We start from the raw sequence: 18,116 nt of genomic DNA, 5'->3' as shown, positions 1-18,116 counted from the left end.
CAGATGGACATCCTGTTAGTAGACGGATACAACATGATTGGAGCTTGGCCGCAGCTAAAGGATTTAAAAGCGAACAGTTTTGAAGAAGCGAGAGATGTACTGATCCAGAAGATGGCGGAATATCAGTCCTACACGGGAATCAGAGTCATTGTGGTGTTTGACGCACACCTGGTAAAAGGCATAGAGAAAAAACAAACGAATCACAGAGTCGAAGTGATTTTCACACGGGAGAATGAAACGGCGGATGAGCGGATCGAGAAGCTTGCCCAGGCGCTGAATAATATTGCGACACAGATTCATGTCGCAACCTCCGATTATACGGAGCAGTGGGCGATTTTCGGACAAGGGGCTCTCCGTAAATCCGCCCGGGAGCTCCTGAGGGAAGTGGATACGATAGAACGCCGGATTCAAAGGCGGGTTTCAAAGATCACTTCTGAAAAACCACCGGGTAAAATCGAGCTGTCCGAAGAGGTTTTGAAAACGTTTGAAAAGTGGCGCCGAGGCGGTCTGGATTAGGTTGACGCTTTTTCGCCCATTAATGTATAATATTTCTATCTACGTGCGCCGGGGGGATCGCAGTGAATCTACAGAACAGCAAGGGAAAGTTCAACAAAGTGCAATTTTGCCAGTTGGAGGACGAGCAGGTCATTGAAAAGGTTCATGTTGGGGATAGTGATGCGTTAGATTACTTGATTACGAAGTACCGTAATTTTGTACGGGCGAAAGCAAGGTCTTATTTTTTAATAGGGGCCGACAGAGAAGATATTGTACAGGAAGGGATGATAGGCTTATATAAGTCTATCCGAGACTTTAGAGAGGACAAGCTTACTTCATTTAAAGCTTTTGCAGAATTATGCATTACCCGCCAGATTATTACCGCAATAAAGACAGCTACCCGTCAGAAACACATTCCTTTAAATTCCTATGTTTCTTTAGACAAACCTATTTTTGATGAAGAATCTGACAGAACACTGCTTGATGTCATTTCAGGCGCTAAAACGTTAAATCCTGAAGAGATGATTATTAATCAGGAAGAATTTGATGATATCGAAATGAAAATGGGAGAACTGCTGAGCGATCTGGAGAGAAAGGTGCTTGTTTTGTACTTGGACGGAAGAAGTTACCAAGAGATTTCAGATGACTTAAACCGACACGTAAAATCAATCGATAATGCCCTGCAGCGCGTGAAGCGCAAGCTTGAAAAGTATTTAGAAATAAGAGAGATCAGCCTGTAGCAGGTTTCTGTGTCATATTGACAGAATTTTTCTGACTGTGCTATTTTATTAAGATAAATGAATGTTTAGGAAAAGGTGTAACGACATGAGAAAAAAGATTACGCTGGCATGCAAAACATGCGGAAATCGTAATTATACGACAATGAAAAGCTCTGCATCAGCGGCTGAGCGGTTAGAAGTTAAGAAGTACTGCAGCACTTGCAATTCACATACAGCTCATTTAGAAACAAAATAGTGTTCGCTTTTTAAATTGTGGAGGTCTTTTACATGCGCATGATGAGTTTCTTTAAAGATGTTGGGAAAGAAATGAAAAAGGTTAGCTGGCCTAAAGGCAAAGAGTTAACGCGCTATACGATCACGGTGATTTCAACGGTTATCTTTTTTGTTATCTTTTTTGCCCTCCTTGATACAGGAATTTCTCAATTAATTCGTTTAATAGTTGAATAATGATCAGCAATACGTGCTATAATAGATCATAATATCGTTTGCCAAAACCCGTTCAGCGGGTTTTTTATTGTGTTGTTGAAAAAAGGATTCATAGGCCCTGAGCCTATTTTTTGTTTTACACTTCATTTTTAAATGCGGGGAGGGAAGGACTGCAGAGTCCTGATAGAATGGAAAAGAATTGGTATGTTGTTCATACGTATTCCGGTTATGAAAACAAAGTAAAAGCGAACCTTGAAAAACGTGTGGAATCAATGGGAATGCAGGATAAAATTTTCCGCGTTGTCGTCCCTGAAGAAGAAGAGACTGATATTAAGAACGGCAAGAAAAAAGTAGTCAAAAAGAAAGTGTTCCCGGGTTATGTGCTTGTTGAAATCGTCATGACTGATGATTCCTGGTATGTGGTCCGCAACACGCCGGGCGTTACCGGATTCGTCGGATCAGCCGGTTCAGGCTCAAAGCCGACTCCGCTTCTTCCTGGCGAAGCGGAAACCATCTTAAAACGCATGGGCATGGATGAGCGGAAAACCGACATTGATTTTGAATTGAATGAGACAGTCAAAGTCATAGACGGACCTTTCGCCAACTTTACAGGATCAATTGAAGAGATTGATTATGATAAGAGCAAAGTGAAAGTATTCGTTAACATGTTCGGCCGTGAAACGCCGGTTGAACTGGAATTTACCCAGATCGACAAATTGTAATGTGAAAAAACTTGAAATTGCTATATATTAATGATAATATAGCAAAGGTACGTCTTGGACTAATCCAAGGCAGCTAGCTTGATATTTCGTCATTCATATAAAGAATGAAACCTTGAGTGGGAGGGTTTACCCTATTACCACATCACGGACTTAAGGAGGTGTGTCTCGTGGCTAAAAAAGTAGTAAAAGTTGTAAAATTGCAAATTCCTGCTGGAAAAGCTAACCCAGCGCCGCCAGTTGGACCTGCACTAGGTCAAGCCGGTGTAAATATCATGGGATTCTGTAAGGAGTTTAACGCTCGTACAGCTGACCAAGCTGGTTTAATCATTCCTGTTGAAATTTCGGTTTACGAAGACCGTTCATTTACATTTATTACAAAAACTCCGCCTGCTGCAGTATTGCTTAAAAAAGCAGCTGGAATTGAGTCTGGTTCTGGTGAACCAAACCGTAATAAAGTGGCAACCGTTAAGCGCGATAAGGTTCGCGAAATCGCTGAAACGAAAATGCCTGACTTAAACGCAGCAGACGTTGAAGCGGCAATGCGCATGGTTGAAGGTACTGCCCGCAGTATGGGTATCGTTATCGAGGATTAATTTGTTTCTTGTCGGGTTGCGAGTTTTCACAAGTTCGCAACCCTTATTCGTGGGAGGTTATTCCGCTATAACCACATAAGGAGGAAATTTTAAAATGGCTAAAAAAGGTAAAAAGTACGTTGAAGCTGCGAAGCTTGTAGACCGTGCGAAAGCTTATGATGTCGCTGAAGCAGTGGCGCTTACTAAAAAAACAAACACAGCTAAATTCGACGCTACAGTTGAAGTTGCTTTTCGTTTAGGGGTTGACCCTCGTAAAAACGATCAGCAAATCCGCGGTGCAGTTGTACTTCCTAACGGAACTGGTAAAACTCAGCGCGTGCTTGTATTCGCTAAAGGCGAAAAAGCAAAAGAAGCTGAAGCTGCCGGTGCAGACTACGTTGGCGATTCTGATTACATCGCGAAAATCCAGCAAGGCTGGTTCGAATTCGATGTAATCGTTGCGACTCCTGACATGATGGGTGAAGTCGGTAAAATCGGTCGTGTGCTTGGACCAAAAGGTCTTATGCCAAACCCTAAAACAGGAACTGTTACATTCGAAGTGGAAAAAGCAATCGGCGAAATCAAAGCTGGTAAAGTAGAATACCGCGTTGACAAAGCTGGTAACATCCATGTTCCGATCGGAAAAGTTTCTTTCGAGGATGAAAAACTTGTTGAGAACTTCACAACAATGTATGATACAATCCTGAAAGCAAAACCGGCTGCGGCTAAAGGTGTTTACGTGAAAAACGTTGCCGTTACTTCTACTATGGGCCCTGGTGTCAAAGTAGACGCTTCTACTTTCAACGTAAAATAATATTTGACTTTAGATCAGCATTCTGATATGATTCAAAATGTTGTAAAATATAATATGTCATTTATACCGTAGACAGCAGGGGCCGTTAAGGCTTAATATCCTGCCGAGGTGTATATATATCACAGCTATTACGTTACGTATGCTTGTATATACAGCCTCCATGTCCACATGGAGGCTTTTTATATGAAATCGTCGTCACAGTCGTGATCACCTAGCGGTATAAGTGTTACACAAAATCTACAGGAGGTGTAACCATGAGCAGCGCAATTGATACAAAAAAAGTTGTTGTTGAAGAGATTGCTTCTAAACTGAAAGAAAGCAAATCAACGATCATCGTTGACTACCGCGGACTTAACGTTTCTGAAGTAACTGAACTCCGTAAACAGCTTCGCGAAGCTAACGTAGAGTTCAAAGTGTACAAAAACACAATGACTCGCCGTGCGGTTGAACAAGCTGAACTTGATGGTTTGAATGATGTCTTAACTGGACCGAATGCGATCGCATTCAGTACTGAAGATGTTATCGCTCCGGCAAAAGTTCTTAACGAGTTCGCGAAAAATCACGAAGCTCTGGAAATCAAAGCGGGCGTTATCGAAGGAAAAGTATCTTCTGTTGAAGAAGTGAAAGCTCTTGCTGAACTTCCTTCACGCGATGGCTTACTTTCTATGTTGCTTAGCGTACTTCAAGCTCCAGTTCGCAACCTTGCACTTGCAGCTAAAGCAGTTGCAGACCAAAAGGAAGAACAAGGCGCTTAATCTGATTTTACCCTAAAATAAAACAAATGGAGGAATTTCAAATGGCTTTAAATATCGAAGAAATCATTGCTTCCGTTAAAGAAGCAACTGTACTTGAATTGAACGACCTAGTAAAAGCAATCGAAGAAGAATTTGGCGTAACTGCTGCTGCTCCTGTAGCTGTAGCTGGCGGAGCTGCTGCTGGCGGCGCTGCTGAAGAGCAAAGCGAATTCGACCTTATCCTTGCTGGTGCAGGTTCTCAGAAAATCAAAGTTATCAAAGTTGTTCGTGAAATCACTGGTCTTGGCTTGAAAGAAGCTAAAGAACTTGTTGACAACACTCCAAAACCACTTAAAGAAGGTATTGCGAAAGAAGAAGCTGAAGAGCTTAAAGCTAAACTTGAAGAAGTTGGCGCTTCTGTAGAAGTTAAGTAATCTTCACTTGCCTGTAGGGGAAGCTCGCTTTTATGAGGCGGGCTTTTTCTTTGCTTTTCTTTAAGTGCCATTATAAAAGGAGGTTCTAATAATGAGTGATCACTATTATTCAGAAAAACCTTCAGTTAAAAGCGATAAACAGACATGGTCATTTACACTGCGGAACAGATCTTATACATTCACAAGTGACAGCGGCGTTTTCTCGAAAAAGGAAGTTGATTTCGGTTCGCGTGTCTTAATTGAAGCGTTTGAAGAGCCGGAGATCGATGGTGACTTCCTGGATGCAGGCTGCGGTTACGGCCCGATCGGTCTGTCACTCGCCGGTGCATTTACAGACCGGACCGTGCACATGATTGACGTGAATGAAAGAGCCGTAGAGCTGTCAAATGAAAATGCAGAAAAAAACGGAATAAAAAACGTTCGGATTTATCAGAGTGATTTATTTTCAAATATTGATTCTGCTCAAACATTTGCTTCTATTATTACAAACCCCCCAATCCGCGCCGGAAAAAAAGTTGTCCATGCCATTTTTGAAAAAAGCGCTGAGCATTTAAGGGCTTCAGGTGAATTGTGGATCGTTATACAGAAAAAACAGGGTGGGCCTTCTGCCATTGAAAAACTGAAGGAGCTTTTTGACGAAGTTTCTGTGGTTCAAAAAAAGAAAGGCTATTATATCATAAAAGCAAAAAAAGTTTGACTTGAATTTTCAGCTATGTTAATATTGTAAAATGCCAATGTATATATTTTGCATGATATGCTGAAATAATCATAGTGCATGTATAAATTATACAAACATGGAAATGCTAATAAAATCGGTATTTGTTTTTGGATGTGGTTTTCTTAATTAGAAACCCTTTTTTCTTTTGTCTTGTAAAAGTATTTCTTTATCGTAAGAGATGCTTATTACACATATAATACGCATGATTTGAGGGGTGAATCAGTTGACAGGTCAACTAGTTCAGTATGGACGACACCGCCAGCGCAGAAGCTATGCTCGCATTAGCGAAGTGTTAGAATTACCAAATCTCATTGAAATTCAAACCTCTTCTTATCAGTGGTTTCTTGATGAGGGTCTTAGAGAGATGTTTCAAGACATATCACCAATTGAGGATTTCACTGGTAACCTCTCTCTAGAGTTCATTGACTACAGTTTAGGAGATCCTAAGTATCCCGTTGAAGAGTCAAAAGAACGTGATGTGACTTACTCAGCTCCGCTGAGAGTGAAGGTTCGTTTAATTAACAAAGAAACTGGAGAGGTAAAAGACCAGGATGTCTTCATGGGTGATTTCCCTATTATGACAGATACCGGTACTTTTATCATCAACGGTGCAGAACGTGTTATCGTATCTCAGCTTGTTCGGTCTCCAAGTGTATATTTCAGTGGTAAAGTAGACAAGAACGGTAAAAAAGGTTTTACCGCGACTGTCATTCCAAACCGTGGCGCATGGTTAGAATACGAAACTGATGCGAAAGATGTTGTGTATGTCCGCATTGATCGCACACGTAAGTTGCCGGTTACGGTTCTTTTGCGTGCTCTCGGCTTCGGTTCCGACCAAGAGATTCTCGATCTCATTGGTGAGAACGAATATCTCCGCAATACACTGGATAAGGACAACACTGAAAACAGTGACAAAGCGCTTCTTGAAATCTATGAGCGCCTTCGTCCCGGAGAGCCGCCTACAGTAGAAAACGCAAAAAGCTTGCTGGATTCCCGTTTCTTCGATCCGAAGCGATACGACCTTGCGAATGTAGGACGCTATAAAATTAATAAAAAGCTTCATATCAAGAACCGCCTGTTTAACCAGCGCCTTGCAGAAACACTGGTGGATCCGGAAACCGGTGAAATTCTCGCTGAAAAAGGGCAGATTCTTGACAGAAGAACACTTGATAAAGTACTGCCATACTTAGAAAATGGAATCGGCTTCAGAAAACTTTATCCTAACGGCGGCGTTGTCGAGGATGAAGTGATGCTTCAATCCATTAAAATCTATGCTCCTACCGATGCAGAAGGAGAGCAGACGATCAATGTGATCGGCAATGCTTACATCGAAGAGGCGATTAAAAACATTACGCCTGCTGATATTATTTCTTCTATCAGCTACTTCTTCAACCTCCTGCACGGAGTGGGCGACACTGATGATATCGACCATCTCGGAAACCGCCGTCTGCGTTCTGTAGGTGAGCTCCTGCAAAACCAATTCCGTATCGGTTTAAGCCGGATGGAACGTGTCGTACGTGAAAGAATGTCTATTCAAGACACGAATACAATTACGCCGCAGCAGCTGATTAACATCAGACCTGTTATTGCGTCTATTAAAGAGTTCTTCGGAAGCTCACAGCTTTCTCAATTCATGGATCAGACGAACCCGCTTGCTGAATTGACGCACAAACGCCGTCTGTCAGCTCTCGGACCGGGCGGTTTGACACGTGAGCGCGCAGGTATGGAAGTACGTGACGTTCACTACTCTCACTATGGCCGTATGTGTCCGATTGAAACGCCTGAGGGCCCGAACATCGGTCTGATCAACTCATTGTCATCATTTGCGAAAGTAAACCGCTTTGGTTTCATTGAGACGCCATACCGCCGCGTTGATCCTGAAACAGGAAAAGTAACGCCTAGAATCGACTACCTGACTGCTGATGAAGAGGATAACTATGTCGTAGCCCAAGCGAATGCTAAGCTGAGCGATGACGGTTCTTTCTTGGATGACAGCATCGTAGCGCGTTTCAGAGGGGAAAACACCGTTGTAGCCCGCAACCGCGTGGATTACATGGACGTATCTCCTAAACAGGTTGTATCTGCTGCGACAGCATGTATTCCGTTCTTGGAAAACGATGACTCGAACCGCGCCCTCATGGGAGCGAACATGCAGCGTCAGGCTGTGCCTTTGATGCAGCCGGAAGCTCCGATCGTCGGAACGGGTATGGAATACGTATCCGGTAAAGACTCCGGTGCAGCCGTTATTTGTAAACACCCTGGTATCGTAGAACGGGTGGAAGCGAAAAACGTATGGGTGCGCCGCTATGAAGAAATTGACGGCCAAAAAGTAAAAGGCAACCTGGATAAGTACAGCTTGCTGAAATTCGTCCGCTCCAACCAAGGTACGTGCTACAACCAGCGTCCGATCGTCAGTGTCGGCGATGAAGTAGTAAAAGGAGAAATCCTTGCTGACGGACCTTCAATGGAGCTTGGTGAACTTGCTCTCGGCCGCAACGTAATGGTCGGCTTCATGACATGGGATGGTTACAACTATGAGGATGCCATCATCATGAGTGAACGCCTTGTGAAAGATGATGTATACACATCTATTCACATTGAAGAATATGAATCAGAAGCACGTGATACAAAGCTTGGGCCGGAAGAGATCACCCGCGATATTCCAAACGTAGGGGAAGACGCGCTTCGCAATCTTGATGACCGCGGAATTATCCGTATCGGCGCGGAAGTCAACGACGGAGACCTTCTCGTAGGTAAAGTAACGCCTAAAGGTGTAACTGAGCTTACGGCTGAAGAACGCCTTCTGCATGCGATCTTTGGAGAAAAAGCGCGTGAAGTCCGTGATACTTCTCTCCGTGTGCCTCACGGCGGCGGCGGAATTATCCACGACGTAAAAGTCTTCAACCGTGAAGACGGCGACGAACTTCCTCCGGGAGTGAACCAGCTTGTACGCGTATATATCGTTCAGAAACGTAAGATTTCTGAAGGTGATAAAATGGCCGGACGTCACGGAAACAAAGGGGTTATCTCGAAGATTCTTCCTGAAGAAGATATGCCTTACCTTCCTGACGGCACGCCGATCGATATCATGCTTAACCCGCTGGGTGTACCATCACGTATGAATATCGGTCAGGTATTAGAACTTCACATGGGTATGGCTGCCCGCTACCTCGGCATTCACATCGCGTCACCTGTATTTGACGGCGCGCGTGAAGAAGATGTGTGGGAAACACTTGAAGAAGCAGGCATGTCAAGAGACGCTAAAACAGTTCTTTATGACGGCCGTACGGGAGAACCGTTCGACAACCGTGTATCAGTCGGAATCATGTACATGATCAAACTGGCGCACATGGTTGATGATAAACTTCATGCCCGTTCTACAGGTCCTTACTCACTTGTTACGCAGCAGCCTCTCGGCGGTAAAGCCCAATTCGGCGGACAGCGTTTCGGTGAGATGGAGGTTTGGGCGCTTGAAGCTTACGGCGCAGCTTACACGCTTCAAGAAATCCTGACTGTGAAGTCCGATGACGTGGTCGGACGTGTGAAAACATATGAAGCCATCGTCAAAGGCGACAATGTTCCAGAGCCTGGTGTTCCGGAATCATTCAAAGTATTGATCAAAGAGCTTCAAAGCTTAGGTATGGACGTAAAAATCCTTTCAGGCGATGAAGAAGAAATAGAAATGAGAGATCTAGAAGACGAGGAAGATGCGAAACAAGCTGACGGCCTTGCATTATCAGGTGATGAAGCGCCGGAAGAAACAGCATCTCCAGACGTTGAACGTGACGCAGTAACGAAAGAATAGTCTCTGATTGATAAAGGCAAGTGACATCGGTTAATCCGAAGATAAAAAGGGAGGTAGGCCCCTTGCTAGATGTGAACAATTTTGAGTATATGAACATCGGTCTTGCTTCACCGGATAAAATCCGTTCATGGTCTTTTGGTGAAGTGAAAAAGCCTGAAACGATAAACTATCGTACGTTGAAACCTGAAAAGGACGGCCTGTTCTGCGAACGCATTTTCGGACCGACTAAGGACTGGGAATGTCATTGCGGCAAGTACAAGCGGGTTCGTTATAAAGGCGTAGTTTGTGACCGTTGCGGAGTTGAAGTAACGCGGGCTAAAGTCCGTCGTGAGAGAATGGGGCATATTGAACTGGCTGCCCCGGTTTCTCACATTTGGTATTTCAAAGGTATTCCGAGCCGTATGGGTCTTGTATTGGATATGTCACCGCGTGCGCTGGAAGAAGTTATTTACTTTGCTTCTTACGTCGTAACTGACCCGGCCAATACACCGCTCGAAAAGAAACAGCTTTTATCTGAAAAGGAATACCGTGCGTATCTGGATAAGTACGGAAACAAATTCCAAGCCTCTATGGGTGCGGAAGCCATTAATAAACTTCTGCAGGACATCGACCTTGTCAAAGAAGTTGATATGTTAAAAGAAGAGCTGAAGACTTCTCAAGGACAGCGCCGTACACGTGCGATCAAACGCCTTGAAGTGCTTGAAGCCTTCCGTAATTCAGGAAACAAGCCGTCTTGGATGATCCTCGACGTGCTTCCGGTTATTCCGCCTGAATTAAGACCGATGGTTCAGCTTGACGGCGGACGTTTCGCAACGTCTGATCTGAACGACCTTTACCGTCGTGTCATCAACCGTAATAACCGTTTAAAACGTCTGTTAGACCTCGGCGCGCCAAGCATCATCGTTCAGAACGAAAAACGTATGCTTCAGGAAGCAGTCGATGCTCTGATTGACAACGGACGCCGCGGCCGTCCGGTTACCGGACCGGGTAACCGTCCGCTTAAATCTCTTTCTCACATGCTGAAAGGGAAACAAGGGCGTTTCCGTCAGAACCTTCTCGGTAAACGTGTAGACTACTCAGGACGTTCCGTTATCGTCGTAGGTCCGCATCTGAAAATGTATCAGTGCGGTTTGCCGAAGGAAATGGCGCTTGAGCTCTTCAAGCCTTTCGTCATGAAAGAGCTTGTTGAAAAAGGCCTTGCTCACAATATCAAGAGCGCAAAACGCAAAATCGAACGCGTGCAGCCTGAAGTATGGGATGTACTTGAATCTGTCATTAAGGAGCATCCGGTCTTACTGAACCGTGCCCCTACTCTTCACAGATTAGGTATCCAGGCTTTCGAACCGACGCTTGTTGAAGGACGCGCCATCCGTCTTCACCCGTTAGTATGTACAGCTTATAACGCTGACTTTGACGGTGACCAAATGGCGGTTCACGTACCTTTATCAGCTGAGGCTCAAGCTGAGGCGCGCATTCTGATGCTTGCGGCCCAAAACATCTTGAACCCTAAAGATGGTAAACCGGTTGTTACGCCGTCTCAGGATATGGTATTAGGAAACTACTACCTGACGCTTGAGCGCGCTGGAGCAGTCGGCGAGGGTATGGTTTTCAAAAATACGGACGAAGCGCTTCTTGCTTATCAAAACGGTTATGTTCACCTTCATACGAGAGTTGCTGTTGCAGCGAACTCCCTTAAGAATGTGACATTTACTGAAGAACAGCGTTCAAAATTGTTAATTACAACTGTCGGTAAGCTCGTCTTCAATGAAATTCTTCCGGAATCATTCCCTTACATGAATGAACCAACGAAGAGCAACATTGAAGAGAAGACACCTGACCGTTTCTTCTTAGATAAAGGTGCTGACGTAAAAGCTGTGATTGCTGAGCAGCCGATCAACGCACCGTTTAAAAAAGGCATTCTCGGTAAAATCATCGCGGAAATCTTTAAACGATTCCATATCACGGAAACGTCTAAAATGCTTGACCGCATGAAAAACCTCGGTTTCAGATATTCAACGAAAGCCGGCATCACAGTAGGGGTTTCTGATATCGTCGTTCTCGATGACAAACAGGAAATCCTTGAAGAAGCACAAAGCAAAGTTGATAATGTCCTGAAACAGTTCAGACGCGGTTTAATCACCGAAGAAGAACGTTATGAAAGAGTCATTTCAATTTGGAGTTCAGCGAAAGATGTTATCCAAGGCAAACTGATGAAATCATTAGACGAAGTCAACCCGATCTACATGATGAGTGACTCAGGAGCCCGTGGTAACGCATCTAACTTTACACAGCTTGCGGGTATGCGCGGTCTGATGGCCAACCCGGCTGGACGAATCATTGAATTGCCGATTAAATCGAGTTTCCGTGAAGGTCTGACAGTATTGGAGTACTTTATCTCCACTCACGGTGCGCGTAAAGGTCTTGCCGATACCGCCCTGAAAACAGCTGACTCAGGTTACCTTACACGCCGTCTTGTTGATGTTGCGCAGGATGTTATCATTCGTGAAACAGATTGCGGAACAGACCGCGGTATTCTTGCAAAACCGCTCAAAGAAGGCACGGAAATCATCGAGCGTCTGGAAGAGCGTCTGATCGGACGTTTCGCCAGAAAACAGATCAAACATCCTGAAACGGGTGCTGTGCTCATTAACGAAAATGAATTGATCGATGAAGATAAAGCGCTGGAAATCGTTGAAGCCGGAATCGAAGAAGTGTGGATCCGTTCTGCGTTCACATGTAACACTCCTCATGGTGTATGTAAACGATGCTACGGACGTAACCTTGCAACCGGAACTGATGTTGAAGTCGGCGAAGCAGTAGGTATTATCGCCGCTCAATCTATCGGTGAGCCTGGAACACAGTTAACAATGCGTACGTTCCACACAGGCGGGGTTGCCGGAGACGATATCACACAAGGTCTTCCGCGTATCCAAGAGCTTTTCGAAGCGCGTAATCCGAAAGGTCAAGCGACGATTTCTGAGATTGACGGTACAATTGCCGAAATCAATGAAGTCCGCGACAAACAGCAGGAGATTGTTGTTCAGGGCGCTGTTGAGACACGTTCATACACGGCACCTTACAACTCACGCCTGAAAGTGGCTGAGGGTGATCAGATTACCCGCGGTCAAGTGCTGACAGAAGGTTCAATCGATCCGAAAGAACTTCTTAAAGTCACTGACCTGACAACGGTTCAGGAATATCTTCTGCATGAGGTTCAGAAAGTTTACCGTATGCAGGGGGTTGAAATCGGCGATAAACACGTAGAAGTAATGGTTCGCCAGATGCTTCGCAAAGTCCGTGTGATCGATGCCGGAGATACTGATGTTCTCCCTGGCACATTGCTAGATATTCACCAATTCACAGAAGCGAACAAAAAAGTGCTGCTTGAAGGCAATCGACCTGCCACAGGACGTCCTGTTCTTCTCGGTATCACAAAAGCTTCACTCGAGACGGATTCATTCTTGTCTGCCGCATCATTCCAAGAAACAACACGCGTTCTTACAGATGCTGCGATTAAAGGCAAGCGCGATGAACTTCTCGGCCTGAAAGAGAATGTTATCATCGGTAAACTGGTTCCGGCCGGTACCGGTATGATGAATTACAGAAAAGTAAAACCTGTTTCAAACGTTCAGCCTACGGAAGATATGGTTCCGGCTGAATAACAGAGACTGCTGCAGGAAAGGCTGTTTCGACAGCTTTTCCTCAGTATTACAATTATTCTGGCGGGGGACTGCACTAAAAAATGTCATACGTTGTTGACATCCGTCCCGCAGAGTGATAATATAACCAAGGTGCTCGAAATAAAACCTGTTACTTTGGAGGATATGTTTATGTCTTATGATAAAGTATCACAGGCCAAATCAATTATTATTGGTACGAAGCAAACAGTGAAAGCTCTAAAACGAGGTTCAGTGAAGGAAGTCGTCGTGGCAAAAGACGCGGATTCAGTTCTTACAGCTGGCGTTATCCAGCTTGCAAAGAACCAAAATACCGCTGTCTGTATGGTGGATTCCATGAAAAAGCTCGGCAAAGCCTGCGGAATTGAAGTGGGAGCAGCAGCTGTTGCCATTATGTTATAGCGTACTTTTTGTTTTTATATAAGATATCAATCTTGTGTAAAGACATTGTTTTTTGCCTAATGATGAACCACCTGGGTATGTGGGTTATAAAACGTAATGAAGGGAGGAACACAACATGCCTACAATTAATCAGCTAATTCGCAAGGGACGCGTGAGCAAAGTTGAAAACTCTAAGTCACCTGCACTAAACAAAGGATACAACAGCTTTAAAAAAGAGCACACTAACGTATCTTCTCCACAAAAACGCGGGGTATGTACTCGTGTGGGTACAATGACACCGAAAAAACCGAACTCAGCACTTCGTAAATATGCTCGTGTTCGTTTGACTAACGGAATCGAGGTTACTGCCTACATTCCTGGTATCGGTCACAACCTGCAAGAGCACAGCGTTGTACTGATCCGCGGCGGACGTGTAAAAGACTTACCGGGGGTACGCTACCACATCGTTCGTGGCGCGCTTGATACTGCCGGAGTTGAAAACCGTGCGCAAGGCCGTTCTAAATACGGTACGAAACGTCCTAAAGCAAAGTAATCAAATAAATCATTAAAACTATGAAGGGAGGATATTCAGATGCCACGTAAAGGTCCTGTAGCAAAAAGAGATGTTTTACCTGATCCGCTTTACAACTCTAAGCTGGTATCCCGCCTGATCAACAAAATGATGATCGACGGTAAAAAAGGTAAATCTCAAACAATCCTATACAAGTCATTCGATATCATTAAAGAACGCACTGGCAATGATGCAATGGAGGTTTTCGAACAAGCATTGAAAAACATCATGCCTGTACTTGAAGTAAAAGCACGCCGTGTAGGTGGAGCTAACTACCAAGTGCCTGTAGAAGTTCGTCCTGAACGCCGTACAACTCTTGGTCTTCGCTGGTTGGTTAACTATGCGCGTCTTCGCGGAGAAAAAACAATGGAAGAGCGCCTGGCTAACGAAATTCTTGATGCAGCTAACAACACTGGTGCTGCCGTTAAGAAACGTGAAGACACTCACAAGATGGCAGAAGCGAACAAAGCATTTGCTCACTACCGCTGGTAGGATTCATATAATCAAAATAATAATTCCCTAATAAGGAAGGAGAAATTACCCAATGGCAAGAGAGTTCTCCTTAGAAAAAACTCGTAATATCGGGATCATGGCTCACATCGATGCCGGTAAAACGACTACTACAGAACGGATCTTGTTCTACACAGGCCGTATCCACAAAATTGGCGAAACTCACGAAGGTGCTTCGCAAATGGACTGGATGGAGCAGGAACAAGAACGCGGTATCACAATCACTTCTGCAGCAACGACTGCACAGTGGAAAGGTTACCGTGTAAACATCATCGATACACCGGGACACGTAGACTTCACAGTTGAAGTTGAACGTTCACTCCGTGTACTTGATGGTGCGGTTGCCGTACTTGATGCTCAATCAGGTGTTGAGCCTCAGACAGAAACAGTATGGCGCCAAGCAACAACTTACGGAGTGCCGCGCGTTGTATTTGTCAACAAAATGGACAAAATCGGCGCAGACTTCCTTTACTCTGTAGGCACTTTAAGAGACCGTCTTCAAGCTAACGCTCACGCAATTCAATTGCCGATCGGCGCTGAAGACAACTTCGAAGGTATCATCGACTTAGTAGAAAACGTTGCGTATTTCTACGAAGATGACCTTGGAACTCGTTCAGATGCGAAAGAAATCCCTGAAGAGTACAAAGAGCAAGCTGAAGAGCTTCGCAGCAGCCTGATTGAAGCTGTAGCTGAGCTTGATGAAGAGCTTATGGAAAAGTACCTTGAAGGTGAAGAAATCACTATCCCTGAACTGAAAGCTGCTATCCGTAAAGGTACACTGAATGTTGAATTCTACCCTGTACTTGTTGGATCTGCTTTCAAAAACAAAGGTGTTCAGCTTGTACTTGATGCTGTTCTTGACTACCTTCCTGCGCCAACTGATGTTGCTGCAATCAAAGGTGTACGTCCTGACACAGATGAAGAGATCGTTCGTCATTCTTCTGATGAAGAGCCATTCTCTGCACTTGCATTTAAAGTTATGACTGACCCTTATGTCGGTAAGCTGACATTCTTCCGCGTATATTCCGGTACACTTGATTCCGGTTCATATGTAAAGAACTCTACAAAAGGCAAGCGTGAGCGCGTAGGACGTATCCTTCAAATGCACGCTAACAGCCGTGAAGAGATCTCTACTGTTTACGCTGGAGACATCGCAGCTGCTGTAGGTCTAAAAGATACTTCTACTGGAGATACTCTATGTGATGAGAAGGATCTTGTAATCCTTGAATCAATGGAATTCCCAGAGCCTGTTATCGACGTAGCGATTGAGCCTAAATCAAAAGCTGACCAAGATAAAATGGGTATCGCTTTAGCGAAACTTGCTGAAGAAGATCCTACATTCCGTACACAAACAAACCCTGAAACGGGTCAAACAATCATCTCTGGTATGGGTGAGCTTCACCTTGATATCATTGTTGATCGTATGAAGCGTGAGTTCAAAGTTGAAGCTAACGTTGGTGCTCCTCAAGTTGCGTACCGTGAGACATTCCGTACCGGTGCAAAAGTTGAAGGTAAATTCGTACGTCAATCAGGCGGACGCGGTCAGTTCGGTCACGTTTGGATCGAATTTGAACCGAACGAAGAAGGCGCTGGCTTTGAATTCGAAAACGCAATCGTCGGTGGTGTTGTTCCTCGTGAATACATCCCAGCCGTACAAGCAGGTCTTGAAGACTCTCTTGAAAATGGTGTCCTAGCCGGATTCCCGCTAATCGACATCAAGGCGAAACTTTTTGATGGATCTTACCATGATGTTGACTCAAACGAAATGGCGTTTAAAGTTGCTGCTTCTATGGCATTGAAAAATGCAGTCAGCAAATGTAACCCAGTTCTTCTTGAACCAATCATGAAAGTTGAAGTTGTTATTCCTGAAGAATACATGGGAGACATCATGGGTGATGTTACTTCTCGTCGCGGACGCGTAGAAGGTATGGAAGCTCGCGGTAACGCTCAAGTTGTGCGTGCGATGGTACCTCTTGCTGAAATGTTCGGTTACGCTACTGCCCTTCGTTCTAACACGCAAGGACGCGGTACGTTCACAATGTTCATGGATCACTACGAAGAAGTGCCGAAGAGCATCGCTGAAGAAATTATCAAAAAAAATAAAGGCGAATAATTGATTTTGCCACTTAACTCAAGTATAACTACTATTGTAAGATGAGGAAGTGAAAGCTTGCTTTCACTTTCTATCACTCTATACATTACTAATTAAAAGCTCTTAAGGAGGATTTTAGAATGGCTAAAGAAAAATTCGACCGTTCCAAATCACATGCCAATATCGGTACAATTGGACACGTTGACCATGGTAAAACAACATTAACTGCTGCTATCTCAACAGTACTTCATAAGAAATCTGGTAAAGGTACAGCTATGGCGTACGATCAAATTGATGGTGCTCCAGAAGAACGTGAGCGCGGTATCACAATCTCTACTGCACACGTTGAGTACGAAACTGACACTCGTCACTATGCACACGTTGACTGCCCAGGACACGCTGACTATGTTAAAAACATGATCACTGGTGCTGCGCAAATGGACGGAGCTATCCTTGTAGTATCTGCTGCTGATGGCCCAATGCCACAAACTCGTGAGCACATCCTTCTTTCTAAAAACGTTGGTGTACCATACATCGTAGTATTCCTTAACAAATGCGACATGGTAGACGACGAAGAGCTTCTTGAGCTTGTTGAAATGGAAGTTCGCGATCTTCTTAGCGAATACGACTTCCCTGGTGATGATGTACCAGTTGTTAAAGGTTCTGCTCTTAAAGCTCTTGAAGGTGACGCTGAGTACGAAGAAAAAATTCTTGAACTTATGGCTGCAGTTGACGAGTACATCCCAACTCCAGAACGCGACACTGACAAACCATTCATGATGCCAGTTGAGGACGTATTCTCAATCACTGGTCGTGGTACAGTTGCTACTGGCCGTGTAGAACGCGGACAAGTTAAAGTCGGTGACGAAGTTGAAATCATCGGTCTTCAAGAAGAAAACAGCAAAACAACTGTTACAGGTGTTGAAATGTTCCGTAAGCTTCTTGACTATGCTGAAGCTGGAGACAACATCGGTGCGCTTCTTCGCGGTGTAGCTCGTGAAGATATCCAACGTGGACAAGTACTTGCTAAACCAGGTACAATCACTCCACATAGCAAATTCAAAGCTGAAGTTTACGTTCTTTCTAAAGAAGAGGGTGGACGTCATACTCCATTCTTCTCTAACTACCGTCCTCAGTTCTACTTCCGTACAACTGACGTAACTGGTATCATCAATCTTCCAGAAGGCGTAGAAATGGTTATGCCTGGAGATAACACTGAAATGATCGTTGAACTTATCTCTACAATCGCTATCGAAGAAGGAACTCGTTTCTCTATTCGTGAAGGCGGACGTACAGTTGGTTCAGGCGTTGTTTCTACAATCACTGAGTAATCGACTCGTTCATTAATGCGGGGTCCCTTATGGGGCCTCGTTTTTTTGTTTCCCCGCTGATTCCATGTATAATAGAACGTATACAAATTTTAGG

General features: G+C 44.5%; 17 protein-coding genes and 1 other annotated feature. All 17 genes read left to right on the top strand.

Annotation, left to right across the window (positions count from 1 at the left end; translation table 11 throughout):
• Nucleotides 1-3: 3 nt before the first annotated feature.
• The 17 genes from rae1 to tuf all read left to right on the top strand — a co-directional run bounded on the left by rae1 (nucleotide 4) and on the right by tuf (nucleotide 18,022).
• Nucleotides 4-516 (top strand): ribosome-dependent mRNA decay endonuclease Rae1/YacP, encoded by a 513-nt coding sequence (gene rae1 / locus AC3WTF_RS17730; protein WP_003156414.1) that lies wholly within the window; start codon nucleotides 4-6, stop codon nucleotides 514-516.
• 62 nt (nucleotides 517-578) lie between these two features.
• Nucleotides 579-1,235: an RNA polymerase sporulation sigma factor SigH gene (gene sigH, locus AC3WTF_RS17725; protein WP_003156415.1), complete on the top strand. Its 657-nt coding sequence runs from the start codon at nucleotides 579-581 to the stop codon at nucleotides 1,233-1,235.
• An 85-nt stretch (nucleotides 1,236-1,320) separates the two neighbouring features.
• The gene (rpmG, locus tag AC3WTF_RS17720) at nucleotides 1,321-1,470 is read left to right on the top strand and encodes a 50S ribosomal protein L33 (RefSeq protein ID WP_003156421.1); all 150 of its coding nucleotides are present in this window, start codon (nucleotides 1,321-1,323) and stop codon (nucleotides 1,468-1,470) included.
• A 32-nt stretch (nucleotides 1,471-1,502) separates the two neighbouring features.
• Nucleotides 1,503-1,682: a preprotein translocase subunit SecE gene (gene secE, locus AC3WTF_RS17715; RefSeq protein ID WP_003156422.1), complete on the top strand. Its 180-nt coding sequence runs from the start codon at nucleotides 1,503-1,505 to the stop codon at nucleotides 1,680-1,682.
• Nucleotides 1,683-1,849: 167 nt separating this feature from the next.
• Nucleotides 1,850-2,383 carry a transcription termination/antitermination protein NusG gene (gene nusG, locus AC3WTF_RS17710; RefSeq protein WP_003156423.1) on the top strand — a complete coding sequence of 178 codons (534 nt, stop codon included), beginning with the start codon at nucleotides 1,850-1,852 and terminating at the stop codon, nucleotides 2,381-2,383.
• 167 nt (nucleotides 2,384-2,550) lie between these two features.
• The gene (rplK, locus tag AC3WTF_RS17705; protein ID WP_003156430.1) at nucleotides 2,551-2,976 is read left to right on the top strand and encodes a 50S ribosomal protein L11; all 426 of its coding nucleotides are present in this window, start codon (nucleotides 2,551-2,553) and stop codon (nucleotides 2,974-2,976) included.
• Between the two features lie 94 nt (nucleotides 2,977-3,070).
• Nucleotides 3,071-3,769 carry a 50S ribosomal protein L1 gene (gene rplA, locus AC3WTF_RS17700; RefSeq protein ID WP_003156431.1) on the top strand — a complete coding sequence of 233 codons (699 nt, stop codon included), beginning with the start codon at nucleotides 3,071-3,073 and terminating at the stop codon, nucleotides 3,767-3,769.
• Between the two features lie 48 nt (nucleotides 3,770-3,817).
• Nucleotides 3,818-3,960, top strand: a sequence feature (ribosomal protein L10 leader region).
• A 63-nt stretch (nucleotides 3,961-4,023) separates the two neighbouring features.
• Nucleotides 4,024-4,524 carry a 50S ribosomal protein L10 gene (gene rplJ, locus AC3WTF_RS17695; protein ID WP_007410396.1) on the top strand — a complete coding sequence of 167 codons (501 nt, stop codon included), beginning with the start codon at nucleotides 4,024-4,026 and terminating at the stop codon, nucleotides 4,522-4,524.
• A 41-nt stretch (nucleotides 4,525-4,565) separates the two neighbouring features.
• A complete protein-coding gene (gene rplL, locus AC3WTF_RS17690; protein ID WP_003156436.1) occupies nucleotides 4,566-4,937 on the top strand; it encodes a 50S ribosomal protein L7/L12 in 372 nt (123 codons plus the stop codon).
• A 91-nt stretch (nucleotides 4,938-5,028) separates the two neighbouring features.
• Nucleotides 5,029-5,634, top strand: a complete 606-nt coding sequence (locus AC3WTF_RS17685; RefSeq protein WP_025284098.1) for a class I SAM-dependent methyltransferase — start codon at nucleotides 5,029-5,031, stop codon at nucleotides 5,632-5,634.
• Nucleotides 5,635-5,878: 244 nt separating this feature from the next.
• A complete protein-coding gene (rpoB, locus tag AC3WTF_RS17680) occupies nucleotides 5,879-9,460 on the top strand; it encodes a DNA-directed RNA polymerase subunit beta (protein WP_003156440.1) in 3,582 nt (1,193 codons plus the stop codon).
• Between the two features lie 62 nt (nucleotides 9,461-9,522).
• Nucleotides 9,523-13,122 carry a DNA-directed RNA polymerase subunit beta' gene (gene rpoC, locus AC3WTF_RS17675; protein ID WP_011996193.1) on the top strand — a complete coding sequence of 1,200 codons (3,600 nt, stop codon included), beginning with the start codon at nucleotides 9,523-9,525 and terminating at the stop codon, nucleotides 13,120-13,122.
• Nucleotides 13,123-13,290: 168 nt separating this feature from the next.
• Nucleotides 13,291-13,539 (top strand): 50S ribosomal protein L7ae-like protein, encoded by a 249-nt coding sequence (locus AC3WTF_RS17670; RefSeq protein ID WP_003156443.1) that lies wholly within the window; start codon nucleotides 13,291-13,293, stop codon nucleotides 13,537-13,539.
• Between the two features lie 115 nt (nucleotides 13,540-13,654).
• Nucleotides 13,655-14,071 (top strand): 30S ribosomal protein S12, encoded by a 417-nt coding sequence (rpsL, locus tag AC3WTF_RS17665; protein WP_003156445.1) that lies wholly within the window; start codon nucleotides 13,655-13,657, stop codon nucleotides 14,069-14,071.
• A gap of 39 nt (nucleotides 14,072-14,110) precedes the next feature.
• Nucleotides 14,111-14,581, top strand: a complete 471-nt coding sequence (gene rpsG / locus AC3WTF_RS17660) for a 30S ribosomal protein S7 (RefSeq protein ID WP_003156447.1) — start codon at nucleotides 14,111-14,113, stop codon at nucleotides 14,579-14,581.
• Between the two features lie 52 nt (nucleotides 14,582-14,633).
• Entirely contained in the window at nucleotides 14,634-16,712 is a 2,079-nt protein-coding gene (gene fusA, locus AC3WTF_RS17655; RefSeq protein ID WP_007410399.1) for an elongation factor G, read from the top strand.
• A 119-nt stretch (nucleotides 16,713-16,831) separates the two neighbouring features.
• On the top strand, nucleotides 16,832-18,022 hold the full coding sequence (gene tuf, locus AC3WTF_RS17650) for an elongation factor Tu (RefSeq protein ID WP_007410400.1): 1,191 nt from the start codon (nucleotides 16,832-16,834) through the stop codon (nucleotides 18,020-18,022).
• Nucleotides 18,023-18,116: the final 94 nt, after the last annotated feature.

This window comes from Bacillus sp. EB106-06-01-XG163 (genome assembly GCF_058791615.1).
The sequence above is the reverse complement of the archived record's forward strand: the minus strand, read 5'-3'. Positions and strand labels throughout refer to the sequence as shown.